The following is a 24,324-nucleotide window of genomic DNA, read 5'->3' on the forward strand; positions in this document are numbered from 1 at the left end:
CCCTGCCGTCCCGCACAGCCTTCGGGCGGATGTCAGCTTTCGCCTGACCCGTCGCGCCAGCGGTTCACGATCGGGTAGCGGCGGTCGAGCCAGAACGCCCGCTCGGTCAGCCGCGCGCCGGGCGCGGACTGGAAGCGCTTGTATTCGCTGATGTAGATCAGGTGCTCGACCTTCTTCACCGTGGCCCGGTCATGGCCCATCGCCACCACGTCCGCGACCGACGCCTCCTTGTCGATCAGCATCTCGAGGATCACGTCCAGCACCTCGTAGGGGGGCAGGCTGTCCTCGTCCTTCTGGTTCTCGCGCAGCTCGGCGGTGGGGGGCTTGTCGATCACGCGGGGCGGGATCACCTCGCCCGCGGGGCCCTTCATCCAGTCGAAATGATGGGTGTTGCGCCAGCGGCAGGTCTCGAAGACACGGGTCTTGTAGAGGTCCTTGATCGGGTTGTAGCCGCCCGCCATGTCGCCGTAGATCGTGGCGTAGCCCACCGCGACCTCGGACTTGTTGCCCGTGGTCAGGAGCATCTCGCCGAACTTGTTGGACAGCGCCATCAGCATCACGCCGCGCAGGCGCGACTGGATGTTCTCCTCGGTCAGACCGGGCTCGGTGCCGGCGAACAGCGGCGCCAGCGTGTCCAGCACGGTGGCGTGCGCCGCCGCGATCGGCACGGTATCCAGCCGCGTGCCCAGCCGCCGCGCCACCTCGGCCGCGTCCTCCAGCGAGACGGCGGAGGTGAAGCGCGAGGGCAGCATCACGCAGCGTACGTTGTCGGGGCCCAGCGCATCGGCGGCCAGCGCCGCCACCAGCGCCGAATCCACCCCGCCCGACAGGCCCAGCACCGCCTTGGAAAACCCGGTCTTGCCGAAGTAGTCGCGCAGCGCCTCGACCATGACGCGGTAGTCCGCCTCCCAGTCGTCGGGCAGCGCGACCTTGTCGCCCGGCACCGCCTGCCAGCCCCCGGGCCCGCTCTCGAAATCGACGTGGGTCAGGCAGGGCGCGAAGGCGGGCATCTGGTGCGTCAGCACGCCGTGCGGGTTCAGGACGAAGCTTGCCCCGTCGAACACCTGGTCGTCCTGCCCGCCGATCAGGTTCAGGTAGACCAGCGGCAGCCCGGTCTCGATCACCCGCGACACCATGATCGCCTGGCGCTGGTGCATCTTGCCCCGGTGGTAGGGCGACCCGTTCGGCACCAGCAGGATCTCGGCCCCGGTCTCGGCCAGCGTCTCGGTCACGTCCTCGAACCAGGCGTCCTCGCAGATCGGGATGCCGATGCGCACGGGCCCCACCCGCACCGGGCCGGCCGGGTCGCCGGCGTGGTAATAGCGCTTCTCGTCGAAGACGTTGTAGTTCGGCAGGTGATGCTTCAGCACCTGCGCCGCGACCTTGCCGCCCTGCAGCACGAAATAGGCGTTGAAGGGCTTGTCGCCGCCCGGCAGCGGCCCGCCGATCCCCAGCGCCGGGCCATCGGCGCAGTCGGCTGCGAGCCGCGCCAGCACCCGGCTCACGTCGGCGTCGAAGGCGGGCTTCTTCACCAGGTCCTGCAGCTGGTAGCCGGTCAGGAACATCTCGGGGAAGGCCACCATGTCGGCGCCCGCAGCCTTCGCCTCGGCCCAGGCGGCGCGCGCGAGCGCGGCGTTGCCCTCCAGGTCTCCGACCGTGGCGTTCAGTTGTGCGAGGCTCAGGCGGAACCGCTCGGCCATGGGGCGCCCTTTCGTCAGGTGGTCCGGGGGCACATGTAACAGAATGCGCCCCGAGGCCAAGGCCGGGCGGCGCCCCGCCGCCTGCCTCCAAAGCCGTTGCGCGGGCGCGCCCGACCCCCTAGCTTTGCGGCAACAAGATCAACAGCTGCTCCGAGCAACAGGGGGGCAAGACCCGTGTCCAGGTTCACCCACGCCATGGCGGCCTCCGCCATGATCCTCTCCGCGTCCGTCGCGCTGGCGCAGGACACCGAGACCGTCGTCGACATCCAGCAATACGACAACGGCGGCATCTACGAGGGCGAGTTCCGCAACGGCGTGCAGCACGGGCAGGGCACCTACCGCCTTCCCAACGGCTACGAATACACCGGCCAGTGGGTCGACGGCGAGATCCGCGGCACCGGCCGCGCGACCTTCCCCGACGGCTCGGTCTACGAGGGCGAGTTCGTCGCCGGCCGCCCGCAGGGCACCGGACGGATCACCTTCTCGGACGGGTCCACCTACGAGGGCGAATGGGTCGAGGGCCGCATCCAGGGCACCGGCACCGCGGCCTATTCCAACGGCGTCGGCTACACCGGCCAGTTCCAGGACGCGCTGCACCACGGCCAGGGCGTGATGACGGGGCCGAACGGCTACCGCTACGAGGGCCAGTGGGAGGCCGGGCTGAAACAGGGGCAGGGCACCATCACCTACCCCGACGGCGCGACCTACACCGGCGGCTTCGCGGCCGGGCAGCGCTCGGGCACCGGGCGCCTCGTGATGCCCGACGGCGTGACCTACGAGGGCGAATGGGCCAACGGCCAGATCAACGGCACCGGCACCCTGACCCAGCCCAACGGTGACGTCTATACCGGCACGCTGGTGAACGGCCAGCGCCAGGGCACGGGCACGGTGCGCTACGCCAACGGCGACGTCTACGAAGGCGAGTTCGCCGACGACCAGCGCCACGGCGCCGGCACCTTCACCGCGACCGACGGCTACACCTATGTCGGGCAATGGGCCGAGGGCCGCATCTCGGGGCAGGGCCGCGTCACCTATCCCGACGGCTCGGTCTACGAGGGCGCGTTCCAGAACGACCTCGCCCACGGCACCGGCACCATCACCTACCCCGACGGCTCCAGCTACGCGGGCGACTGGGTCGAGGGCGTGATCCAGGGCACCGGCACCGCGACCTACGCCAACGGGCTGACCTACGTCGGCCAGTTCCTCAATGCCCGCCAGCACGGGCAGGGCGTGATGAGCCACCCCGACGGCTACCGCTACGAAGGCCAGTGGGAGGACGGGCTGCGCCACGGGCAGGGTCGCGCGACCTATTCCGATGGCTCGGTCTACGACGGCACCTTCGTCGCGGGCGACCGCGCGGGCCAGGGCCGGCTGACCATGACCGACGGCTTCTCCTACATCGGCGAATGGGCCGACGGCGAGATCAACGGCTTCGGCATCGCCACCTATTCCAACGGCGACGTCTACGAGGGCCGCTTCGTCAACGGCCGCCGCCAGGGCGAGGGCACCATGCGCTACGCCTCGGGCGAGGTGCTGCGCGGCACCTGGGAAAACGGGCTGCCGACCGAGGGCGGCGCGGTGGACGGCCCCGCGCCGGCCGCCGACCCCGACACGACCGAACCGGCCCCGGGCGAGGGCACCGCGCCGGCCCCCACCCAGTGACGCGGCGCGGCTGACGGCGCGATAGGGGCGCTCCAACCCCCTCATCTTTGCTTCAGAAATACTCCCGCCGGAGGCTCCCGCACGCCCAACCCGCGCGAGGCCCGACAGGCTCTCCCCCAGAAACACGCACGCGCGCGCCCCGCGTCAGCGGGGCGCGCCCGGGCGCCGGCGAAGCCGGCGTAACCCCGGCAGGGGCGATCAGGCCGCGATCAGCCCCATGCTCTCCAGCTTCAGCAGCACCTGCTGCGCGCAGTAGTCCACCTCGGTGCCCTCGGTATCCACCACCAGCTCGGCGTTGGTCGGGGCCTCGTAGGGGTCGGAAATCCCGGTGAACTCCTTGATCTTGCCCTCGCGCGCCAGCTTGTAGAGCCCCTTGCGGTCGCGCCGCTCGCATTCCTCGATCGAGGTCGCCACGTGCACCTCGACGAAGGCGCCGTAGGCCTCGACCATCTCGCGCACGGCGCGCCGGGTGGCGGTGTAGGGCGCGATCGGCGCGCAGATGGCGATGCCGCCGTTCTTGGTGATCTCGGAGGCGACATAGCCGATGCGGCGGATGTTGATGTCGCGGTGCTCCTTGGAGAAGCCCAGCTCGGACGACAGGTGCTTCCGCACCACGTCCCCGTCGAGCAGCGTCACCGGGCGCCCGCCCATCTCCATCAGCTTGACCATCAGCGCGTTGGCGATGGTCGACTTGCCCGACCCGGACAGGCCGGTGAAGAACACCGTGAAGCCCTGCTTCGAGCGCGGCGGCGAGGTTCGGCGCAGCTCCTTGACCACCTCGGGGAAGGAGAACCATTCCGGTATCTCCAGCCCCTCGCGCAGCCGGCGGCGCAGCTCGGTGCCCGAGATGTCGAGCACGGTATCGCCCTCGGGCACCTCGTTGGCGGGGTAGTACTGCGCCTTCTCCTGCACGTAGACCATGTGCTTGAAGTCGACCATCTCGAGCCCGATCTCGGCCTCGTGCTGCTTGAACAGCTCCTGCGCGTCGTAGGGGCCGTAGAAATCCTTGCCCTGGCTGTTCTTGCCCGGGCCGGCATGGTCGCGGCCGACGATGAAATGGGTGCAGCCGTGGTTCTTGCGGATCAGGCCGTGCCACACGGCCTCCCGCGGGCCGGCCATGCGCATGGCGAGGTTCAGGAGGCTCATGGTGGTGGTGGCCGACGGATACTTGTCCAGCACCGCCTCGTAGCAGCGCACGCGGGTGAAATGGTCCACGTCGCCGGGCTTGGTCATGCCGACCACGGGGTGGATCAGCAGGTTGGCCTGCGCCTCCTTGGCGGCGCGGAAGGTCAGCTCCTGGTGTGCGCGGTGCAGCGGGTTGCGGGTCTGGAACGCGACGATGCGGCGCCAGCCGAGCTTGCGGAAATAGGCGCGCAGCTCGTTCGGCGTGTCGCGGCGGGCGCGGAAGTCATAATGCACCGGCGGCTGGATGCCGGTGATCGCGCCGCCCAGGTAGACCGGCCCCGCGCGGTGGTGCAGGTAGTAGACCGCCGGGTGCGCGATGTCGTCGGCGCCGAACACCATCTGCGCCTCGCGCGCCTTGTTCGGGATGTACTTGTCGCTGATCGACAGGATCGCGAGGATCACCCCCTCGGCGTCGCGCAGCGCGATGTCCTGGCCGGGCTCGACCTTGGCGGCGAAGTCCTCGGACACGTCCAGCGTGATCGGCATCGGCCACAGCGTGCCGTCGGCCAGCCGCATGGTTTCCACCACGCTCTCGTAATCCTCCTTGCCGAGGAAGCCCTTCAGCGGGTTGAACCCGCCGTTCATCAGCAGTTCCAGGTCGCAGACCTGGCGCTGCGTGAGGTCCCAGGACACCAGGTCCGCCGCCTCGCGCTTCAGCTTCTGCGCGCTGTCGGGGGAAACGTAGAGCTCCTGAATGGGGGCGAGGTGGGGCTGCATCACTTGTGTCCTGTGCTTGGTGGAAAGAAGGCCGCTCGACACGCCGGTCAGCTCGGCGTGCAGGGCGTCGTATTCGGCGAGCTTCCGGGCGAGGAAGCGGTCGGTCAGGCGCGCCTTCTCGGCGGCGCCGTGGGGGGTGAGGGCGTAGGCGAAGCGGCTCCGGCGGTCGACGCTGTCGCGGCCGGTGACGCGCACCAGCCCCGCCTCGGTCACCGCGCGCAGCTGCGCGTTGAGCCGACCGAGGCTGATCCCCAGCGCCTCGGCGGTCGCGCGCTGCGACGCCTCGGGCGCCAGGTCGAGCTGGCGCAGGAGGCGGAAGAGCAGCTCGTCTTCCGGAAGCGACAGGGAGGGGAGTCGGGTCATGCCTGTACCTTTGTTCGGGAATGAACATACCTGGTCCGGGCGGTCTTGAAAAGAGGAATGTTCACGGATGAACAAATATGGTGAACGCCCCCTCGGCGCGGCTTCGGGCACGTCCTTGCCGCGCGGGGACCGCCGGTCTATCGTTTCGGCAACACGGGCCCGCCGCCGTCTGGTCCGACCTGACCGGAGACGGACAGCTGGCTGAACAAGCGATCCTCCATATCGGGATGCACAAGACCGGATCGAGCACGATCCAGGGCGCGTTGGCACGGGCCGGGGCCGGACCCGGCTGGCGCTATGTCTGGCAGGGGTCGCCGAACGGGTCGTTCTGGGTCAAGGCCGTCCTCGATGGAGAGGCAGGCGGGCATCACACCCTTCCCTTCCCGCCCGCCGAAGCGCGCGCGCGGTTCATCGAGGCCTTCCGCCTGGTCGCCGAACGCCGCGCCATCTTCTCCGGCGAAACCATGTCGACGCTGTCCGCACCGCGGGTGGCAACGATCGTCGAAATCCTGCAGGCCGCGGACCTGGCCGTCGCGGCGATCGGCTATGTCCGTCCCATCCAGTCCTACATCGACAGCAGCTTCCAGCAGCGCCTGAAGGGGGGGCGTGTCGCGCTCGCCGACGCGGTGCGTCCGAAGGCCATAGCCTATGACCAGCGCTTCGGCGTGTGGGACGCGGCGCTGGGGCAGGCGGCCGTGACCTTGGTGCCCTTCGAGCGCCAGCGCTTTCCGGGCGGCTCGGTCCTCGGCGACATCGCTGCCCGGCTTTCGCTGGGGCCGATTCAAGATCCCGCCTCGCACGCGAATACCGGGCTCAGCGCCGAGGCGGTGCGTCTGCTCTGGATCTGGCGGCAACGCCAGCCTCGGAAGGGGCAGGGCGATGAGCACCGCATCCGCCTCCTGCAGACGCTGGAAGGGCCGGGCTTCGTGCTGGCCAACCGGGTCGTCGACCCGTTTCGCGCCACGATCCGGGCTCAGGCGGAGTGGGTGGAGCGGCGCACGGGATGGCGGATGCCGACCGATCCCCCCGAGGATCAACCCCACGCCGTCGGCGCCGAGGCGGACTTCCTGACCCTTGCGCCGGACACCCTGGACTGGCTCGGGGCGCAGACGGGTGTGGCCCCGGCGCAGATGAAGGACGACCCGGACGCCGTCGCCGCGGCCATGGCGGTGTTGGGCCGCCAACCGCCCGGGCAAGGCGCGTCCGCGCTCGGCAAGGCGAGCCGGGCCCTCGGAGCCCGGATCTGGCCCTGGTCGCGCTCGGGGCGCCGCGTCTGAAGCCGGTCTATCTCACGGTGTCCAGCGGGGCCGCGGCGGCAACCTCGGCCGCCGGTTCGGCCTCGTGCTCGGCCAGCCACTTCTCGGCGTCGAGCGCGGCCATGCAGCCCATGCCGGCGCTGGTGACGGCCTGCCGGTAGACGTGGTCGGTCAGGTCGCCCGCGGCGAAGACGCCGGGGATGCTGGTGCGCGTCGTGCCCGGCTCGACCTTGACGTAGCCGCCGTTGTGCAGCTCCAGCTGGTCCTTCACCAGGTCGCTGGCGGGCGCATGGCCGATGGCCACGAAGAAGCCCTTGCAGGGCACCTCGGTGATCGCGCCGGTCTCGACGTGGCGCGCGCGCACGGCCTCGACCCCGCGCGGGTTGTCGCCGCCCACCACCTCGGCGATCTCGTGGTTCCACAGGATCTCGACCTTGGGGTTCTTGAACAGGCGGTCCTGCATGATCTTTTCCGCCCGGAGCGAGTCGCGCCGGTGGATCAGCGTCACCTTGGACGCGAAGTTGGTCAGGAACAGCGCCTCTTCCACGGCGGTGTTGCCGCCGCCGACCACGACGATCTCCTGCCCGCGGTAGAAGAACCCGTCGCAGGTCGCGCAGGCCGACACGCCGAAGCCCTTGAAATGCTCCTCCGACGGCAGGCCCAGCCACTTCGCCTGCGCCCCCGTCGCCAGGATCACCGCGTCGGCGGTGTAGGTCGTGCCACTGTCGCCCTTGGCCACGAAGGGCCGCCGCGACAGGTCGAGCGACTGGATGTGGTCCGAGATGATCTCGCAGCCCATCTCCTTGGCGTGGTGCTCCATGCGCACCATCAGGTCGGGGCCCATGACGGTGGCGTCGCCCGGCCAGTTCTCGACATCCGTGGTGATGGTCAGCTGCCCGCCGGGCTGGATTCCCTGCACCAGGATCGGGTTCAGCATGGCCCGCGAGGCGTAGACGCCCGCCGTGTAGCCGGCCGGGCCCGACCCGATGATGAGCAGCCGGGTGTGGCGGTTTCCGTCGGTCATCGTGTCCCTCCTTCGATGGTCCGGGCCCGGGCAGGCGGGCGGCGGTTGCCTTCCGGATATATTTCCGGCAAGCCCCGGGTGAAAGCCCTGCGGCACGGGGTTGCACGCCGGGCTGGAATGTTCCATTTATTGCGCGGGTGCGAAATAAAGTTGCGCGAGCAGGAGTGCCGCGGTTTGAATCGCAAACCGCGCGAGGGGGACCGGACCAGATGCCACAGACCAAGCTCGACCCGATCGATCGCAAGATCCTTGCCGAGCTGCAGGACGACGGCCGCATGACCAACGTCGAGCTGGCCAAGCGAGTCGGCATCTCGGCGCCGCCCTGCCTGCGCCGCGTGCGCACGCTGGAGGAAGCGGGCTACATCCGCGGCTACCACGCCGACGTCGACCCGCGGATGCTGGGCTTCGAGGTGCAGGTCTTCGCCATGGTCGGGCTGCACAGCCAGGCCGAGGCCGACCTGCTGGCCTTCGAGGACCGCTGCCGGGCCTGGCCGCTCGTGCGCGAGTGCCACATGCTGAACGGCGAGATCGACTTCATCCTGAAATGCGTCGCGCCGGACCTGTCGACCTTCCAGAGCTTCCTGACCGGCCAGCTGACCGCCGCGCCGAACGTGGCCAGCGTGCGCACCTCGCTGGTGATCCGCCCGTCCAAGGACACGCCCGGCGTGCCCTTCGACGTGATGGAAGAGCGGCTGAACCAGACCGCCTGAACCGCCGGGGGGACCGCGCGATGCCGCCTGCCGCGGGCAGCCTGACCGAGCGTTACCAGCAGGCGCTGACGCTGGCCGCGCAAGGCGACCGGGCCGGCGCCCTGTCGATCCTCGCGGCACTGCGGCTGGCCCGGCCCGACAGCCCGGAAATCCTGTTCCAGATCGGCCGGCTGGAGGCCGCCGGGGGGCGTGCGGACGCCGCCGAGGCCGCGCTCCGGGCGGCGCTGGCGCTCAGGCCGAAGGAGCCCGCGATCTGGCATGTGCTGCACCTTGTGCTGACCGGCGACGCCCGGCGGCGGCTGGAGCGGGACGCGGCGAAGGCGCGGGTGACGCTGGGCTCCGAGGCCGACTGCGCGCCGGTCTACGCGGCCCTCAAGGCGGGCAACCCCGACCGCGCCGAGGCGCTGGCGCTGGCGCTGGTCAAGGCCGCGCCCGAGGCCGCCTGGCCCGCGCTGGCGCTGGGCGAGGCGCGTATGGCGCGGGGGGCCTGGGGCGGGGCGCTCGGGCCGCTCGACAAGGCGGTGGAACGCGCGCCGGACCTGCCCCGCGCCCGCGCCGCGCTGGGCGAGACGCTGCTGCAGCTGGAGCTGTTCGCCCGGGCCGAGCCGCTGCTGGCGGAACTGGCCGAGGGGCGCAGGCCCGCGAAACTGCCACTTGCCCGCCTCCTGCGCCGCACGCTCCGCCCCGAGGATGCCGCGCCGCTCCTCCAGCGGGCGGTCGCGGAGGCCCCGCAGGACCGCGCACTGCACGAGGAGCTGGCGCTGGCGCTGGCCGATCTGGGGCAGGGCGAGCCCGCCCGCGCCGCCGCCCGCAAGGCCGCCACCGGCGGTGCCCGGCTGCACCTGATGCGCCGCGTCGCCGACGGGTTGCAGGGCGCGGGCGCCATCGCCGAGGCCGAGGCGACCATCGACGCCGCGCTGGCCGAACGCCCCCGCGACGCGGGCCTCCTGACCCACCGGGCGCAGTACCGGCAATCGGCGGGCGACCTTGCCGGTGCCGAGGCCGACCTGCAGGCGGCCATCGCCGCCGACCCCGACGCCGCCGAGGCGTATCGCGCCTATGTCAACGGCCGCACCATCGCTGCGGGCGATCCCGTCGCGGCGCAGATTGCCGCGCGCCTCGCCCGCCCCGACCTGCCGCGCGCCGCCCGCCGGGTGCTCCACTTCGCCGCCGCCAAGGCCGCGCTCGACCGCAAGGCGCCCGACGCCTTCACCCATCTCCACACCGCCAACCGCCTGACCGCCGAGGCCTTTCCCTACGGCTTCGACGCCGACCTCGCCGAGGCCCGCCGCCTCGTCGCCGACTGGCAGACGCTGAAAGGCTGGGCGCCCGAGGGCCCGGCCGACCCGGTGCTGTTCGTCACGGGCCTGCCGCGCTCGGGCACCACGCTGGTGGAAACCATCCTGGCCGCCCACCCGGCCGTGACGGCGGGGGGCGAGCTGCCCTTCCTGTCGCGCGCCATGGCGCCGGCGCTGGAGCGGCTGCGGGCGGGGCAGGGGGACGCCGCCGGCTTCGCCGAGGCCGGGCGCCGCTACCTGCGCGCGGCCCGGCGGCGGACGGGGACGGACGGCATCTTCACCGACAAGGCGATCTCGACCTTTTCCCGCGTCGGCCATGTGGTCACCGCCTTGCCCGGCGCGCGCGTCGTCATCCTGCGCCGCGACCCGCGCGACGTGGGCCTGTCGCTCTACCGCAACCTGTTTCCCGAGGGGCTGCACCGCTACGCCTACGACCTGGCCGCGATGGGGCGCTACATCCGGCTGCACGATGCGCTGGTGGCGTTCTGGGCGCAGGCGCTGCCCGACCGGGTGCATGTCATCGACTACGAGGCGCTGACGGCGGACCCCGGGCCGCAGATCCGGGCGCTGGTGGACTTCTGCGGTCTGCCCTGGGACGACGCCTGCCTTGCGCCCGAGCGGGCCGAGCGGCGGGTCGAGACGCTCAGCTTCGCACAGGTCCGCGCGCCCATCGGGCGGCAGGCGGTGGCGGGCTGGCGGCGGCACGAGGCGGAGCTTGCGCCGCTGATCCGGGCGCTGGAGGAGACGCGGATCGACCTCGGTGCCTGACGCCCCGAAATAGAAAAGGCGGCCGTTCTGGCCGCCCTTCTGCAAGCATCCGCGATCTGTCGCGTGTCCGGCCCGCCTTATCCGGCGGCCTTGACCGGCGCCGGCTTCGCCGCCCGCCGCTTGGCCCGTTTCGCCCGGGACCAGGGCATCTCGACCTGTTCCTTCTTGGCCTCTTCCAGAACCGCCTTCATCCAGCGCCGCGTCTTCATCTGCCTCGTCCTTTTTGCCGTGTTGTTTCTGGTGCCTGCCCGCTTCCGGGCTTGAACAGAACCTGCACCGGCTTTCCGGCAGGGATACGGCAAAACCCTCAACGCCCGGTAAATTCTCGCGGCGTTTTTGTGGCAGGGGGCGGGGCGATCCCGGGCCTGTTTCCTTGGGTTTTCCGAAAATCCGCGCGACCGGCGCGGGCGGATTGGGGCAAGTCCGGGGCATCTGTCGCCCTGCCCGTGCCCAGATCGGGAATGTCGGGGAACAATTCGGGCCGAACCGCCCGATTTTCCACGCCTCAGAGACGAATCACGGAGATCAGCCGGCCGTAATCCGCCTCGCCCCGGTGGACCGACCGGCGGTAGGAATAATAGCGCGCCGCCTCGGCATAGGTGCAGGCCCGCGTCCATTCCGCGCCCGCCACGCCGGCCGCGCGCAGCCGCATCAGCCCGTAGCCCGGCAGGTCGAACAGGTATTTCCCGTCGACCCCGTTCACGAAGTAGCGGCCGTTGGCCGGATCGGCGTCGAGGAAGCGCTCGAAGAACTCCTGCCCGACCTCGTAGTTGCGCTGGCTGATCGTCGGCCCGATCACGGCGTGGATGCGCCCGCGGTCGGCGCCCGCGGCCACCATCGTCTCCACCGTCGCCTCGAGCACCCCGTCGAGCGCCCCGCGCCAGCCGGCATGGGCGGCGGCGACCACCCCCGCCTCGCGGTCGGCGAACAGCACCGGCTGGCAATCGGCGGTCAGCACCGCGATGGCCAGCCCCGGCGTGGTCGTGACGATGGCATCCGCCCGCGGCCTGTCGCCCGGCGCGGCGTCCAGCGTCACGGCGGTCGCGGAATGGACCTGGTGCACCGTGACCAGCCTGTCGCCCGGAACGCCCATCGCGTCGGCCACCCGGTCGCGGTTCATCGCCACGATCTCGGCCTGGTCGGACGATCCGCCGCCGCAGTTCAGCCCCTCGAAGATGCCCGAGGACGCACCGCCGCGCCGGCCGAAGAAGCCGTGGCGCACGCCGTCGAGGAGCGGCGAGGTCTGGATGTCGAGGGTCAGCGTCACGGTCATGGGGGGCCGGGGTCAAGGGCGGGGGGCAGCGGGCCACCCGGCGGCGTCAGGGCGAGCACGCGGAAAAGGTGGCCCATCTCGTCGGGGTGCGTCAACCGCCTGTGGGCGGCGACATGGGCGTCGAGCGCGGGGCCGGCCAGCCCGCGGGCGAGCGCCTGCGCCCGCTGCGTGATCCCCAGGCGTTCGAGAAACACGCCCTGCGGGGTCAGCGCGCTGGCCCGCGCCGGCGCGGCGGCCCGGGCGAGGGGGGCAAAGGCGACATGCGCGGTCAGGTCGGCCTGCCCCGGTGTTTCGAGGGGATCGACGGGCACGTGGGCCCGGAGCGCCTGGAAGGTGTCGCCACGGCTCTCCCAGCCGCCGTAGTCGACGATCAGCGCGGCGCCGCCATGGGCCGCGATCCGCCGCCCGATCTCGCCCGCGATGGCCTCGGCCGGCGCGCAGGTCTCGACGATCTGGCCCTCGGTCACGCTGGCCGCCCTGTGGGCCAGCATCGCCACCGGGGCCGGCGGCGCCAGGCCCCAGACCAGCCGGCCGCCGTCCGCGCCGATCATCCGCTCGGACCAGTCGGCGCCGCGGGCCTTCAGGAACTGGCGGATGGGCAGGGCGTCGAAGAACTCGTTGGCGATCAGGAACAGCGGCCCGTCGGGCAGGTCGGCCACGCTGTCGTGAAATCTCGGCGCATGGGCGGCCAGCCGATCGGCCTGCGCTGCCCTGAGCGTCGGCGAGGCCTCGACAAGGTGCAGCCGCAGCGCCGCGTGGAAGCCCGGCACGCCCCGCGTCGCCCGAAGCGCATCGGCCATCAGCGTGCCGCGCCCGGGCCCCAGCTCCGCCAGCACGACCTGCGCCGGCGCGCCCTGATCCATCCAGACCTGCGCGAGCCAGAGGCCGACGAGTTCCCCGAACATCTGGCTGATCTCGGGGGCGGTGATGAAGTCGCCCCCGGCCCCCAGCGGATCACGGGTGGCGTAGTAGCCGTGCGCCGGGTGCAGCAGGCAGTCCGCCATGTAGTCGGCCACCGTCATCGGCCCGGTCCGGGCGATGCGGGCGAGGAGCCGGTCCTTCAGCGCCGTCATGCCGCGCGCCGCCGCGTCACCACGAGCCAGAGCCCCAGCGCGATCATCGGCAGCGACAGGAGCTGGCCCATGGTCAGGCCGAGGGACGGCGACAGGGCGAGGGCGAAGCCGACCGGGTTGTCCGGCCCCACGAACTGCGCGTCCGGCTGGCGGACAAACTCCACGGCGAAGCGGGCGAGGCCGTAGATCGTGAAGAACATCCCCGTCAGCGCCCCCGGCGTTTTCAGCCAGCCGCGCGCCCAGGCCAGCCACAGGAGCACGGCGCCCATCAGGAGCCCTTCGAGCCCCGCCTGGTAGAGCTGCGAGGGGTGGCGCGCGCACATCTCGCCGAGGTCGGTCATCACGATGCCCACCGGCCCGCGGCAGGCCTGCGCCGCCTCGCCCGGGAAGATCACGCCCCAGGGCAGGTCGGTCGGCCGGCCCCAGAGCTCGGCGTTGACGAAATTGGCGAGCCGCCCGAGGCCGAGGCCGATGGCCACCACCATCGCCATGGCGTCGGCCACCTGCAGCGGCGGGATGCGGTTCATGCGGCAGAAGAGGAAGGCCGCCACCGCGACCCCGATCAGACCGCCGTGAAACGCCATGCCGCCCTGCCAGATCCGCAGGATCTCGGCGGGGTTCTGCAGGTAGTAGCCGGGCTGGTAGAACAGCACGAAGCCCAGCCGCCCGCCGAGGATGACGCCCAGCACCACCGCCGTCAGCAGGCCCTCGACCTGTTCGGGGCGCATCGGCGCGCTGTCGCCGGGCCAGAGGGCGGGGCGCTTGACCGCCTGCACGATGAGCCACCACCCCGCGACGAGCCCCGCGATATAGGCCACCGCGTACCAGCGCAGGGCGAACTGGAAGTTGCCGATGGTGAGGGTGAAGATCTCGGGGCTGAGATCGGGAAAGGGGATGGCGAAGGGCATGGCTCGGGTCCGGCATCGGTCGGTCGCGGCCATGGGTGGGCGGGGCCTGCGGCGAAGTCAACCTTGATCCGGGCCGGTGCGGGGGCCATATCCGGTCCGACAGCCGAGGAGCCAGCCCATGCAGACGCGCAACAAGATCATGGAAGACATCAGCCAGCTGATGACCAACGCGATGGGCGTGGCGCAGGGCGCCAAGCAAGAGGCCGAGACGGCGATGAAGTCCATGATGGACCGCTGGCTCGCCGACCGCGATTTCGTGACCCGCGACGAGTTCGAGGCGGTCCGCGCCATGGCCCAGAAGGCCCGCGAGGAGAACGAGGCCCTGAAGGCACGCCTCGCGGCGCTGGAGGGCAAGACGGGGGCGTGACGGGGTAGGGTGCGCCCGAGGCTTGCGCCGGCGCCCTACTTTCGTCCCGGGTTTTTCCCGAGCGTTCCCAGATCTGTCGGCAGTCCTGCGTGCGGTTTCGTACGGAGGTGCCCATGTTTGATTCCCCCGCGTTCCCCTTGCCCGGTTTCGCACCTGTTGCCGTGGCGGGGGTCGTCATCCTCCTGCTTGCCTTTCTTGCGGCCGTCCAGGGGCGGAAGAAGCGCAGATCCAAAGCGCCCGGCAAGGCGGGGCGCGGGTCCGAGCCGCTCCTGACGGGGCAGGTTCGCACGCGCCTCGAACCGCTCCTGAACGCGTCTGAACGCCGGGTCTTCACCTCGGTCGAGACGCTCATCCGGCAGGTCGGCGGCGATTATCGCCTCTTTGCACAGGTTGCCCTCGGAGAAGTGATCAGGGTGGACGCCCGCGAGGCCGATCGCTCGGTTCGCCAGAGCACGTTCAACCAGATCAATGCCAAGCGGCTGGATTTCCTGATCGTGGACCGGGATTGGACCCCGAAAGTGGCCCTGGAATACCATGGCTCCGGGCACTTCCGTGGCGACGCGGAAAAGAGGGATGCCATCAAGCGGGCTGCCTGCCGCTCGGCCGGCTTGCCCTTCATCGAGATCGACCAGCAGGGGCTTTCGGAGGAACAGGCCCAGCTTCTGCGGCGCCACCTCGGGGCAGCGTCGTCTCTGGCGGCCGAGTAGCGTCGCACGCGGGCGGTGCAAATCGACCGGCCGACACGTCTGTGCGGTCGGTCGTCGCCACGGGGTGCGCCGGCTCACCCCCCTGGGCAGGGTTGCGCCGGCCGCCGCCCACGTCCATCCCCCGCACCCCGTCCCGGTGGATCGAGGACTGCGGCCAGTCGAACGGGTCCGACACCAGCCCGTGGCGCACCGGGTCGGTCCAGCACCATCGCGTCAGCCTGTCCCGCCCCGCCGCGTCCTCCACCCGCCGGGCCCTGACCCCGGGGCGCCAGAGCCCCGCCGCCCGCCCCTCGGGCAAGGCGGCGAGGAACCGGGACTGGATCATGTCCCACCGCGTAGCATAATCGCTGTCGCCCGCGGGCAGTGTCCAGATCATGTGCACATGATCGGGCAGCACCACGCCCGCGTCGATGACGAACGGGCGCTCGGCCATGGTCTGCCGCAGCGCGACCCGCAGCGCCTCGACTTGCCGGGTCAGCGTGTCGGCCCCGCGCCGGGCCAGGGCGGCGGTTAAGAAGAGGGTGGCGCCGGGCAGGCTGGGGCTGACAGAGCACGACATGCCCGCCAGCCTGCCCCCACTTGGTTAAGGCATGGTTTACGCCGCCACGGGCCATCGCCGGGCCCCAGCGCGGCACCCCACAGCCGCCTGTGGGCCGTTTCGCCCAAACCGCGATATCTTGTGGATACCCCGTTTTCTCGCGGACGCCCGCCTTTCGGTCACAAAAATACTGCTTTACAGAAAGGCCCAACCGCCGCACCATATTTCGTAGGTGAGGGACATCCTTCCCCACCCAATTGAAAGACACCCAGCCAATAGCGGGCGTCTTGGACAGTGACCCAAGGCCCGCACGGCTGCCACAACATGAGGCCTGGGCAATGTCGCATTCCGAGCAGTATCTGGACATCGAGGACCTGCATCCCATCGACATCGTGGAGACGCTGGCGAGCCACCACGACTGGGATTTCGACCGCATCGCCGATGACCAGATCGCCATGGCGATCGAGGGGCAGTGGCGCACCTACTCGGTCACGCTCGCCTGGTCGGCCTACGACGAGACGCTGCGGATGATCTGCACCTTCGACATGGAGCCGCCGGCCGACACGCTGCCGACCCTCTACGAGACGCTCAACCTCGCCAACGACCGCTGCTGGGCCGGCGCCTTCACCTACTGGCCCGCGCAGAAGCTGATGGTCTACCGCTACGGCCTCGTGCTGGCCGGCGAGCAGCTCGCCAGCCCCGACCAGATCGCCTGCATGGTGGAAACCGCCGTGCTCGCCTCCGAGCGCTACTACCCCGCCTTCCAGCTTGCCTGCTGGGGCGGCCGCACGCCCGCCGACGCGCTGCAGGTCGCCATTGCGGAGAGCTACGGCCGCGCCTAACCTCCGCCCCCGGAACGAAACGGGGGACGCGATGGGGTTCGAGGATATCTCGCGCCGCGGGCTGGTGATGCTGGGCTGCGGCAAGATGGGATCGGCCATGCTGGAGGGCTGGCTGAAGCGCGGGCTGGACCCCGCAGCGGTGCACGTGATCGACCCCCACCCCTCCGACTGGCTGCGCGCGCAGGGCGTGTCGGTGAACGCGGCGCTGCCCGACGCCCCCGCCGTCCTGATGATCGCGGTCAAGCCGCAGATGATGCAGGCCGCGCTGCCGCAGGTGGCGGGCTTCGGCGGCGGCGGCACGCTGGTCCTGTCGGTCGCGGCCGGCACCCCCATCGCGGCCTACGAGGCGGCCTTCGGCGCGGGCACCCGCGTCGTGCGCTCCATGCCCAACACGCCCGCCGCCGTGGGCAAGGGGATCACCGCGATCATCGGTAACGGCGCGGCGACGGCCGCCGACCTCGACACCGCCGAAAGCCTGCTCAGCGCCATCGGCCAGGTCGTCCGGCTGGAGACCGAGGACCAGATCGACGCCGTCACCGGCGTCTCGGGCTCCGGCCCCGCCTACATCTTCTACATGATCGACGCGCTCGCCGCGGCGGGCGAGGCCGAGGGGCTGCCCCCCGCGCTGGCCATGCAGCTCGCCAAGGCAACCGTCGCGGGCGCCGGCGCGCTCGCCGAACAGGCGGGCGAGACCCCTGAACAGCTGCGCATCAACGTGACCTCGCCCAACGGCACCACGCAGGCCGGCCTCGGCGTGCTGATGGACGCGGGCACCGGCCTGATGCCGCTGATGCGCGCCACCGTCGCCGCCGCCACCCGCCGCAGCCGGGAGCTGCGCGGATGAGCGACACCATCGGCTTCGACGACTTCCTCAAGGTCGACATCCGCGTCGGCACCGTGATCCGCGCCGAACCCTTCCCCGAGGCGCGCAAGCCCGCGATCAAGCTCTGGGTCGACTACGGCCCCGACATCGGCACCCGGAAAAGCTCGGCCCAGATCACTGCCCACTACGCGCCCGAGGCGCTCGTCGGCCGGCAGGTGCTGGGCGTGGTGAACTTTCCCCCGCGCCAGATCGGCCCCTTCATGTCCGAGGCCCTCGTCCTCGGCCTGCACGACGAAAACGGCCGCGTCGTGCTGATCGCCCCCGACCATCCCGTCCCGAACGGAGAAAAGATGTGCTGAGCCTCCTGATCTCCCGCCCCCTGCCCAAGGCCGTGATGGCCGAGGCCGAGGCCCGCTTCGCCGTCACCTGCCGGCCGGTCACGACGCCGATGGACCACGCCGAATGCGTCGCCGCCCTGCAGGACCACGACCTGATCCTGCCCACGCTGGGCGACGCCTTCCGCGCCCCCGCCTTCGCCGCCGTCCCGTCGCCGCGGGCACGGCTGCTGGCCAACTTCGGCGTCGGCTACAACCACATCGACGTCGCCGCCGCCCGCGCGGCCGGCCTCGAGGTCACCAACACGCCGGGCGCCGTCACCGACGCCACCGCCGACATCGCGCTGACCCTGATCCTGATGACCGCGCGGCGCGCCGGCGAGGGCGAGCGGATGCTGCGCGCGGGCCAATGGACCGGCTGGCACCCGACCCAGATGCTGGGCCTCCACGTCTCGGGCAAGACGGTCTGCATCGTCGGCATGGGCCGCATCGGGCAGGCCATCGCCCGGCGCTGCCACCATGGCTTCGGCTGCCGCATCGTCTACGCCAACCGCTCGCCGAAAGCGATGGATTTCCCCGCCGAGCAGATGGACCTTCCCGCCGCGCTCGCCGCCGCCGACATCGTGGTGCTGGCCACCCCCGGCGGCGCGGACACCCACCACCTGATGGGCGCGCCCGAGTTCGCGGCGATGCGGCCCCACGCCATCTTCGTCAACATCTCCCGCGGCGACGTGGTGGACGAGGCGGCACTGGTCGCGGCCCTTGAAGCGGGCACGATCGCCGGCGCGGGCCTCGACGTCTACGAGTTCGAGCCGCAGGTCCCCGCGGCGCTCATGCGGATGGAGAACGTCACCCTTCTCCCCCACCTCGGCACCGCCGCGCTCGAGGTCCGCGAAGCCATGGGCCGGATGGCGCTTGCCAACTGCATCGCCTTCGCCGAGGGGAAAGCCCTCCCCAACAGGGTCTGACCCCCCCTCATCTTTGCTTCGAAAATACTCCGGGGGGTCCGGGGGGCTGGCCCCCCGGCGGGTCGCCGCCAAAGGCGGCGATCCCTACGAAAGACTCCGATCCCCCGTCGCCTCGCGGAAATGCCGCCGGCAGAGCGATACGTAACGGTCGTTCCCCCCCACCTCGATCTGCGCCCCCTCGGTCAGCGCGCGGCCCGCGGCGTCCACCCGGATCACCATGGTCGCCTTCTTCCCGCAATGGCAGATCGTGCGCACCTCGCGCATCTCGTCGGCCAGCGCCAGCAGCGCCGCCGACCCGGGGAACAGCTCGCCCCGGAAATCCACGCGCAGCCCGTAGCACATCACCGGCACGTCCAGGTCGTCGACCACACGCGCCAGCTGCCAGACCTGCTCGCGCGTCATCCACTGCGCCTCGTCCACCAGCACGCAGGCGCAGGGCCCGGCCTCCAGTCGCGCGGCGATCTTGGCGAACAGGTCGGTGCCTTGCGTGTAGGTATCCGCCTCGGCGTCGATCCCGATGCGGCTGGCGATCCGGCCCGGCCCCGCGCGGTCGTCGAAATCGGCGGTCAGCAGGTAGGTCCGCATCCCCCGCTCGATGTAGTTGTAGGAGGCTTGCAGCAGCAGGGTCGATTTCCCCGCGTTCATCGTCGAGTAGTGGAAGTAGAGCTTGGCCATGGCCCGGTTCTGCCCCAGCCCCGCGGGACGGGCAAGATTGACCGCGCGCGGCAAACCGCGTTTGCTGGGGAAAACGGCGGGGGCGGCATGGGCGACGCGGCGAAACTCTACCTCAAGCGGCACACCGAGCGGCTGATCAAGGACGTGGGCTATGCCGCGGCCTGCGCGCTGACCGGGCGGTCCAAGGCGACGCTCGGGCGCTACTTCTCCGAGGACGGCGACCACGCCGACCGCTTCATGCCGGTCGACGCAGTGGCCGCGCTCGAGGCGGCGGCGAGCTTTCCCCATGTCACCGCCGCGCTGGCCGAGCTGAACGGCGGGCAGATCGCCCATGGCCGCGACCGGCGCAACGCGCCCAGGGGCGCGGACGAGCGCGGCGTCAACGGCCATGTGATCGCGCTCAGCCAGCGCTTCGCGATCCTGATGGCCGAGTATCACAGCGCCATCGGCGACGGCATCATCTCGGTCAACGAGGCGCGGCGTCTACTGGAGGAGACGCTGGAGCTGCAGAAGGTGCTGGTCGAGATGAAGCTGCGCCTCGAGGCCGACAGCGCGGGGTGAGGCCATGGCGCGCCTTCAGGCGCACCGGCCACGGATCACCCCAGCCGCCGCTCCACGATCACCGAGCCCACCGAATACCCCGCCCCGAAGGAGCAGATCAGCCCCATCTGCCCGTCGGTCATGTCGGCCGAATGCTGGGCGAAGGCGATGATCGACCCCGCCGACGAGGTGTTGGCATAGTCCTGCAGGATGTTCGGCTGCTCGCCGGGCAGCGGCTCGCGGCCCAGCACCTTCTTGCCGATGTAGTCGTTCATCGTCTTGTTGGCCTGGTGCAGCCACAGCCGTTTCAGGTCGGCCGCGGCCACGCCCTCGGCCTCCATGTGCGCCGCGATATGGGCCGAGACCAGCGGCAGCACCTCCTTGAACACCTTGCGCCCGTTCTGCATGAACTGCATGTCGCGCCGGTCCTCCATGTGGCCCGGCCGCGTCCGGCGGAGGAAGCCGTTGTTGTTGCGGATGTTGTTCGAGAACTGCGTCGCGCAGCGGGTGGAGCGGATGGTGAAGCGGGGGCCGGTCGCGTCCTCCTCGCGCTCGATCAAAACCGCGGTCGCCACGTCGCCGAAGATGAAGTGGCAGTCGCGGTCGCGCCATTCCAGGTGCGCCGAACAGATCTCGGGGCTGACGACCAGCGCCTTGCGCGCAGATCCCGCCCGGATCATGTCGGCGGCGGCCTGAATGCCGAAGGTGGCCGACGAACAGGCGACGTTCATGTCGAAGGCGAAGCCGCCCGCCCCGAGGAGCTGCTGGATCTCCACCGCGATCGCCGGGTAGGCGCGCTCGTGGTTCGACGCGGCGCAGAGGATCAGGTCGACCTCCGCGCCCTCGACCCCGGCCATGGCCAGCGCCTGGCGGCAGGCGTCGACGCCCATCTCGGCCATCACGCCCGGCTCCTCGTCGCGGCGCTCGGGCAGCCAGGGGTGCATCACCGCGGGGTCGAGCACGCCCGACTTGTCGAGCACGTAGCGCCGTTCGATCCCCGAGGCCGCGACGATGAACTCGGCCGAGGAATGCTGCATCGGCTCGGCCGCGCCGGCGGCGATGGCGGCGGCATGGTCCGCGTTCCAGCGGTCGGCATAGGCGTTGAAGGCCGCGACCAGCTCGTCGTTGGTGATGACCTGCGACGGGGTGAAGACCCCGGTTCCGGTGATGGCGGGCTGATGCATCTCACTCTCCCCCTACGTCGCGTCACTTGCGCGTGAAACCGCGCAGAGGTCAAGCCGCGCCCCTGCGTCACGGCCCGGGCGCGGCTTGACAGGGGCGGCAAACTCGCCACGGTGCCCCCGGACCGCAGAGGAGACCCCGGCGTGACCCGCACCCCCCCGCCGTTTGCCCGTTTCGAGCTGATGATCGCCTGGCGCTACCTGCGCGCCCGCCGCGCCGAGGGCGGGGTCAGCACCATGACGGTGATCAGCTTCCTCGGCATCATGCTGGCCGTCGCCGCCCTGATCGCCACCCTGGCGGTGCGGTCGGGGTTCCGGCACGAGTTCGTCGGCACGATCCTGGGCGCGAACCCGCACATCAGCGTCTACGACCGCATCGAGGTGGACGACGCGGGCCGCAGCGACCGCAGCTTCGAGGACTACGAGGCCGCCGCCGCCGCGGTCGCCGCGGTGCCGGGCGTGGCCCATGCGGCCGCCGTGATCCGCGGGCAGGTGATGGCCACCAACGCCGGCCGCAATGCGGGCGTCGAGGTGATCGGGATCGAGGCGGCGGACCTTGCCACCGTTCCGCTGGTGGCCGAGCCCGAGGCCGCCATGGGCGACCTGGCCCGCTTCGGCGAGGGCGAGGGCGTGGCCATCGGCATGGGGGTCGCGCGCGAGCTGGGCCTGTCGGTCGGCGACCGGGTGCGGCTGATCTCGCCCGACGGGGCGCGCACGCCCTTCGGCACCTCGCCGCGGGTGTCGGCCTACGAGGTGGTCTACATCTTCCAGGTCGGGCGCTGGGACATCGACCGGGTGCGCGTCTACATGCCCTTCGCCGAGGCGCAGAGCTACTTCAACCGCGACGGGGTGGCCGACGAGATCGAGGTGTTCCTCGACGACCCCGAGGCGGTCGACGGCATGGTGCTGCCCGTCCTGATGGCCGCGGGCGACGTGTCGGTCTGGACCTGGCGGGACAGCTCGGGCGCCTTCCTCCAGGCGCTGCAGATGGAGGACAACATCATGTTCATCATCCTGTCGATCCTCGTGCTGATCGCCACGCTGAACATCGTGTCGGGCCTGATCATGCTGGTGAAGAACAAGTCGCGCGACATCGGCATCCTGCGGACCATGGGCCTGTCCGAAGGCTCGGTCCTGCGGGTGTTCTTCCTCTGCGGGTCCTCCATCGGGGTGGCGGGCACCATCGCGGGCGTGGCGCTGGGCTGCGCCTTCGCGATCTGGATCGACCCGATCTTCGAGTTCGTGAACTTCATCGCCGGCGGCGGGGTCTGGGACCCCTCGATCCGGCTGATCTCGCGGCTGCCGGCGCGGCTCGAGGCGGGCGACGTGCTGTCGGCCGTCGCCCTGTCGCTGGGCCTCAGCTTCGTCGTGACGATCTTCCCGGCGCGGCGGGCGGCGCGGATGAACCCGGTCGAGGCGCTGCGCTATGAGTGAGACGGTGCTGCGCCTGACGGGGATCGAAAAGGGCTACAAGCTGGGCCGGCCGAACGAGGTGCGGGTGCTGCGCGGCGCCGACCTGACGCTGGCGGCGGGCGAGGTGGTCGCGCTGGTGGCGCCCTCGGGGGCGGGCAAGTCCACGCTCCTGCACATCGCGGGTCTGCTGGACACGCCCGACGCAGGGCGGGTGGAGATCGGCGGCCAGGACCTGTCTGCGGCCTCCGACCGGGCCCGCACGGCGGCGCGGCGGGGGATGGTGGGGTTCGTCTACCAGTTCCACCACCTGCTGCCCGAGTTCACCGCGGCCGAGAACATCGTGCTGCCGCAGCTGGCCAACGGTGCCGGGCCGGCCGAGGCCGAGGCGCGCGCGGTGGCGCTGCTGTCCGCCGTCGGCCTTGCGGCGCGCACCGACCATCGGCCCGCGGCCCTGTCGGGGGGCGAGCAGCAGCGCGTCGCCTTCTGCCGGGCGCTGGCGAACGCGCCGCGCCTGCTGCTGGCCGACGAGCCCACCGGCAACCTCGACCCCGCGACCTCGGACACGGTGTTCGGCACGCTGATGGGGCTGGTGCGCGAGACCGGGCTGTCGGCGCTGATCGCCACCCACAACCTCGACCTCGCGGCCCGGATGGACCGGGTCGTGCGGCTGGAGGCGGGGCGGCTGGTGCCGGGCTGAGCCCGCTCAGGCGTCGGCGAACAGCGCCAGGATCGCGTCGAGGGTCTGCCGCCGCCGGGCGGGGCTTTCCATCAGCACCTCGTGCTCGGCGCCCTCGATGACCAGCAGGCGCCCGCGCGGCCAGCGCTGCATCCGCTGCGCCACCGCACCGGGTTCGACGATCTTCTCGCGGCTGCCGACGATGCCCAGCGCCGGCAGGTCGGGGGCGGGCCGGCGCATCAGCGCCTCGGTCTCGCGCAGCGCGGCGCGCACCCAGAGCGTCGAGGGGCCGCCCAGCGTCAGCTCGGGGTAGGCGCGCATCTGCCGCGACATGTAGTCGAACTGGTCGCGGTCGGTGGTCAGCGGGTTGTCGTCGAACTCCATCGGCACGTAGGGGCCGGTGGTCGGCGCGAAGCTGCGGCCGAAGCCCAGCGGCCCGGCCAGCCCCAGCACGATCCCCGAGATCGACTTGAGGAACGGGGTCATCTGGATGCCCCACATCGGCCCGGTGAAGGCCGCGGCGACGACCGGCAGCCCGTCGTGCAGCGCGCGCAGGCCGATGGCGCCGCCCATCGAATGGCCGATCAGGTACCAGGGCCGGGGCAGGTCGAGCGTGTCGAGCGCGGCGCGAAACGCCGCCACGTCCTCGCGGTACTCGTCGAAGCTGACCACGTGGCCCATGTCGCGGCGGTGCTGCGGCCGGTCGGCCAGCCCCTGGCCGCGCCAGTCGAAGGCCACCATGCCATAGCCCGCCGCCGCGAACTCGGCCGCGACGCGCCCGTATTTCTCGCAATACTCGGTGCGGCCCGGGAACAGGAGCACGGTGCCCCGCGCCCCGCCCGGCCAGACCGCGAACCGCAGCCGGGTGCGGTCCGCGCTCTCGACCCACCAGGCGCGCGCGCCCTCGGGCCCCTCGGCGACGTCGTCGAAGAAGGGCGCGGGCTCGAGGGCCGGGAGGGGGCGCGCGGCGGCCTGCATCAGCCCAGCACCGATCCGAGCTTCATCGCCGTGCCCATGTCGCCGTCGAGCTTGAGCCGGCCGGTCATGAAGGCGGTGGTCGGGTTCACGTCGCCCGACAGGATGCCCTGGAAGGTGTCGACATCGGCCGTCATCGTCACGTCGGCCTCGTCGTCCTCGGTCGCGGCGCGCACGCCGCCGCCGTCGACCATCACCGCGCCCTCGCCGGAGATGACGAACTTGACCGACCCGTCGAAGCCGTCCGACAGCTTCTCCGACAGGGCCGCAACCGCCGCATCAATCACGCTCATATCGCCTCGTTTCCTTTCCCAATCCATGTCCCGGAACGCTCGCACGGGATTGAT

25 protein-coding genes are annotated in these 24,324 nt (G+C 71.2%); 13 read left to right on the forward strand and 12 right to left on the reverse strand.

Going from position 1 to position 24,324, the window contains the following annotated elements; genetic code table 11:
• Positions 1 to 32 precede the first annotated feature (32 nt).
• Positions 33 to 1,700: an NAD+ synthase gene (locus tag HCU73_RS06685; protein WP_168622657.1), complete on the reverse strand. Its 1,668-nt coding sequence runs from the start codon at positions 1,698 to 1,700 to the stop codon at positions 33 to 35.
• Positions 1,701 to 1,895: 195 nt separating this feature from the next.
• Here HCU73_RS06685 and HCU73_RS06690 point away from each other — a divergent pair, with 195 nt between their 5' ends.
• Entirely contained in the window at positions 1,896 to 3,362 is a 1,467-nt protein-coding gene (locus HCU73_RS06690) for an MORN repeat-containing protein (RefSeq protein WP_168623238.1), read from the forward strand.
• 198 nt (positions 3,363 to 3,560) lie between these two features.
• Here the strand turns inward: HCU73_RS06690 and HCU73_RS06695 are convergent, their stop codons facing one another.
• The gene (locus tag HCU73_RS06695; protein ID WP_168622658.1) at positions 3,561 to 5,627 is read right to left on the reverse strand and encodes a bifunctional sulfate adenylyltransferase/adenylylsulfate kinase; all 2,067 of its coding nucleotides are present in this window, start codon (positions 5,625 to 5,627) and stop codon (positions 3,561 to 3,563) included.
• A gap of 77 nt (positions 5,628 to 5,704) precedes the next feature.
• Here HCU73_RS06695 and HCU73_RS06700 point away from each other — a divergent pair, with 77 nt between their 5' ends.
• Entirely contained in the window at positions 5,705 to 6,904 is a 1,200-nt protein-coding gene (locus tag HCU73_RS06700; RefSeq protein ID WP_168622659.1) for a hypothetical protein, read from the forward strand.
• 7 nt (positions 6,905 to 6,911) lie between these two features.
• Here HCU73_RS06700 and trxB read toward each other — a convergent pair whose 3' ends face one another.
• Positions 6,912 to 7,907 (reverse strand): thioredoxin-disulfide reductase, encoded by a 996-nt coding sequence (gene trxB, locus HCU73_RS06705; protein WP_168622660.1) that lies wholly within the window; start codon positions 7,905 to 7,907, stop codon positions 6,912 to 6,914.
• Positions 7,908 to 8,116: 209 nt separating this feature from the next.
• Here trxB and HCU73_RS06710 point away from each other — a divergent pair, with 209 nt between their 5' ends.
• Positions 8,117 to 8,617, forward strand: a complete 501-nt coding sequence (locus HCU73_RS06710; RefSeq protein WP_168622661.1) for an Lrp/AsnC family transcriptional regulator — start codon at positions 8,117 to 8,119, stop codon at positions 8,615 to 8,617.
• Between the two features lie 20 nt (positions 8,618 to 8,637).
• Complete coding sequence (locus HCU73_RS06715; protein ID WP_168622662.1) at positions 8,638 to 10,683, forward strand: sulfotransferase family protein; 2,046 nt, start codon at positions 8,638 to 8,640, stop codon at positions 10,681 to 10,683.
• Positions 10,684 to 10,760: 77 nt separating this feature from the next.
• Here the strand turns inward: HCU73_RS06715 and HCU73_RS18815 are convergent, their stop codons facing one another.
• The 4 genes from HCU73_RS18815 to lgt form a co-directional block, all read right to left on the reverse strand.
• Positions 10,761 to 10,892 (reverse strand): hypothetical protein, encoded by a 132-nt coding sequence (locus HCU73_RS18815; protein ID WP_275403009.1) that lies wholly within the window; start codon positions 10,890 to 10,892, stop codon positions 10,761 to 10,763.
• A gap of 296 nt (positions 10,893 to 11,188) precedes the next feature.
• Positions 11,189 to 11,944, reverse strand: a complete 756-nt coding sequence (gene pgeF / locus HCU73_RS06720) for a peptidoglycan editing factor PgeF (protein ID WP_168623239.1) — start codon at positions 11,942 to 11,944, stop codon at positions 11,189 to 11,191.
• 8 nt (positions 11,945 to 11,952) lie between these two features.
• A complete protein-coding gene (locus HCU73_RS06725; RefSeq protein WP_168622663.1) occupies positions 11,953 to 13,029 on the reverse strand; it encodes a class I SAM-dependent methyltransferase in 1,077 nt (358 codons plus the stop codon).
• The gene (lgt, locus tag HCU73_RS06730; protein ID WP_168622664.1) at positions 13,026 to 13,937 is read right to left on the reverse strand and encodes a prolipoprotein diacylglyceryl transferase; all 912 of its coding nucleotides are present in this window, start codon (positions 13,935 to 13,937) and stop codon (positions 13,026 to 13,028) included. Before lgt ends, HCU73_RS06725 begins: the two co-directional genes overlap by 4 nt.
• A 118-nt stretch (positions 13,938 to 14,055) precedes the next feature.
• On the opposite strand from lgt, the gene HCU73_RS06735 reads away from it, so the two are divergent.
• Together HCU73_RS06735 and HCU73_RS06740 are read left to right on the forward strand one after the other, a co-directional pair.
• The gene (locus tag HCU73_RS06735; RefSeq protein ID WP_168622665.1) at positions 14,056 to 14,304 is read left to right on the forward strand and encodes an accessory factor UbiK family protein; all 249 of its coding nucleotides are present in this window, start codon (positions 14,056 to 14,058) and stop codon (positions 14,302 to 14,304) included.
• 113 nt (positions 14,305 to 14,417) lie between these two features.
• A complete protein-coding gene (locus tag HCU73_RS06740; protein WP_168622666.1) occupies positions 14,418 to 15,011 on the forward strand; it encodes a DUF2726 domain-containing protein in 594 nt (197 codons plus the stop codon).
• Here the strand turns inward: HCU73_RS06740 and HCU73_RS18910 are convergent.
• On the reverse strand, positions 14,920 to 15,570 hold the full coding sequence (locus HCU73_RS18910) for an REP-associated tyrosine transposase (protein WP_420853574.1): 651 nt from the start codon (positions 15,568 to 15,570) through the stop codon (positions 14,920 to 14,922). The genes HCU73_RS06740 and HCU73_RS18910 overlap by 92 nt on opposite strands.
• 317 nt (positions 15,571 to 15,887) lie before the next feature.
• Here HCU73_RS18910 and HCU73_RS06745 point away from each other — a divergent pair, with 317 nt between their 5' ends.
• Genes HCU73_RS06745 through HCU73_RS06760 form a run of 4 tightly spaced genes read left to right on the forward strand, consistent with a single transcriptional unit; the run spans position 15,888 to position 18,517 of the window.
• Positions 15,888 to 16,391 carry a type III secretion system chaperone family protein gene (locus tag HCU73_RS06745; protein ID WP_168622667.1) on the forward strand — a complete coding sequence of 168 codons (504 nt, stop codon included), beginning with the start codon at positions 15,888 to 15,890 and terminating at the stop codon, positions 16,389 to 16,391.
• A gap of 31 nt (positions 16,392 to 16,422) precedes the next feature.
• Positions 16,423 to 17,235: a pyrroline-5-carboxylate reductase gene (gene proC, locus HCU73_RS06750; protein ID WP_168622668.1), complete on the forward strand. Its 813-nt coding sequence runs from the start codon at positions 16,423 to 16,425 to the stop codon at positions 17,233 to 17,235.
• Entirely contained in the window at positions 17,232 to 17,573 is a 342-nt protein-coding gene (locus tag HCU73_RS06755) for a tRNA-binding protein (RefSeq protein ID WP_168622669.1), read from the forward strand. The genes proC and HCU73_RS06755 overlap by 4 nt, the downstream gene beginning before the upstream one ends.
• Positions 17,570 to 18,517 (forward strand): 2-hydroxyacid dehydrogenase, encoded by a 948-nt coding sequence (locus HCU73_RS06760; protein ID WP_168623240.1) that lies wholly within the window; start codon positions 17,570 to 17,572, stop codon positions 18,515 to 18,517. Before HCU73_RS06755 ends, HCU73_RS06760 begins: the two co-directional genes overlap by 4 nt.
• 84 nt (positions 18,518 to 18,601) lie before the next feature.
• Here the strand turns inward: HCU73_RS06760 and HCU73_RS06765 are convergent, their stop codons facing one another.
• Positions 18,602 to 19,192, reverse strand: a complete 591-nt coding sequence (locus HCU73_RS06765; RefSeq protein ID WP_168622670.1) for a thymidine kinase — start codon at positions 19,190 to 19,192, stop codon at positions 18,602 to 18,604.
• A gap of 87 nt (positions 19,193 to 19,279) precedes the next feature.
• On the opposite strand from HCU73_RS06765, the gene HCU73_RS06770 reads away from it, so the two are divergent.
• Positions 19,280 to 19,753, forward strand: a complete 474-nt coding sequence (locus tag HCU73_RS06770; RefSeq protein ID WP_168622671.1) for a hypothetical protein — start codon at positions 19,280 to 19,282, stop codon at positions 19,751 to 19,753.
• Between the two features lie 35 nt (positions 19,754 to 19,788).
• Here HCU73_RS06770 and HCU73_RS06775 read toward each other — a convergent pair whose 3' ends face one another.
• Positions 19,789 to 20,916, reverse strand: coding sequence for a beta-ketoacyl-ACP synthase III (locus tag HCU73_RS06775; RefSeq protein ID WP_168622672.1), 1,128 nt, complete (start codon positions 20,914 to 20,916; stop codon positions 19,789 to 19,791).
• Positions 20,917 to 21,057: 141 nt separating this feature from the next.
• Between HCU73_RS06775 and HCU73_RS06780 the strand changes: the two genes are divergently transcribed.
• Both HCU73_RS06780 and HCU73_RS06785 read left to right on the forward strand, forming a co-directional pair.
• Positions 21,058 to 22,347, forward strand: coding sequence for a lipoprotein-releasing ABC transporter permease subunit (locus HCU73_RS06780; RefSeq protein ID WP_168622673.1), 1,290 nt, complete (start codon positions 21,058 to 21,060; stop codon positions 22,345 to 22,347).
• A complete protein-coding gene (locus tag HCU73_RS06785) occupies positions 22,340 to 23,023 on the forward strand; it encodes an ABC transporter ATP-binding protein (RefSeq protein WP_168622674.1) in 684 nt (227 codons plus the stop codon). The genes HCU73_RS06780 and HCU73_RS06785 overlap by 8 nt, the downstream gene beginning before the upstream one ends.
• A gap of 6 nt (positions 23,024 to 23,029) precedes the next feature.
• On the opposite strand, the gene HCU73_RS06790 is transcribed toward HCU73_RS06785, so the two are convergent.
• The gene (locus HCU73_RS06790; protein ID WP_168622675.1) at positions 23,030 to 23,980 is read right to left on the reverse strand and encodes an alpha/beta fold hydrolase; all 951 of its coding nucleotides are present in this window, start codon (positions 23,978 to 23,980) and stop codon (positions 23,030 to 23,032) included.
• Positions 23,980 to 24,270, reverse strand: coding sequence for an SCP2 sterol-binding domain-containing protein (locus HCU73_RS06795; RefSeq protein WP_168622676.1), 291 nt, complete (start codon positions 24,268 to 24,270; stop codon positions 23,980 to 23,982). The genes HCU73_RS06790 and HCU73_RS06795 overlap by 1 nt, the downstream gene beginning before the upstream one ends.
• Positions 24,271 to 24,324 lie beyond the last annotated feature (54 nt).

The organism is Roseicyclus persicicus (genome assembly GCF_012395815.1).
GTDB classification, from domain to species: Bacteria; Pseudomonadota; Alphaproteobacteria; order Rhodobacterales; family Rhodobacteraceae; genus Roseicyclus; species Roseicyclus persicicus.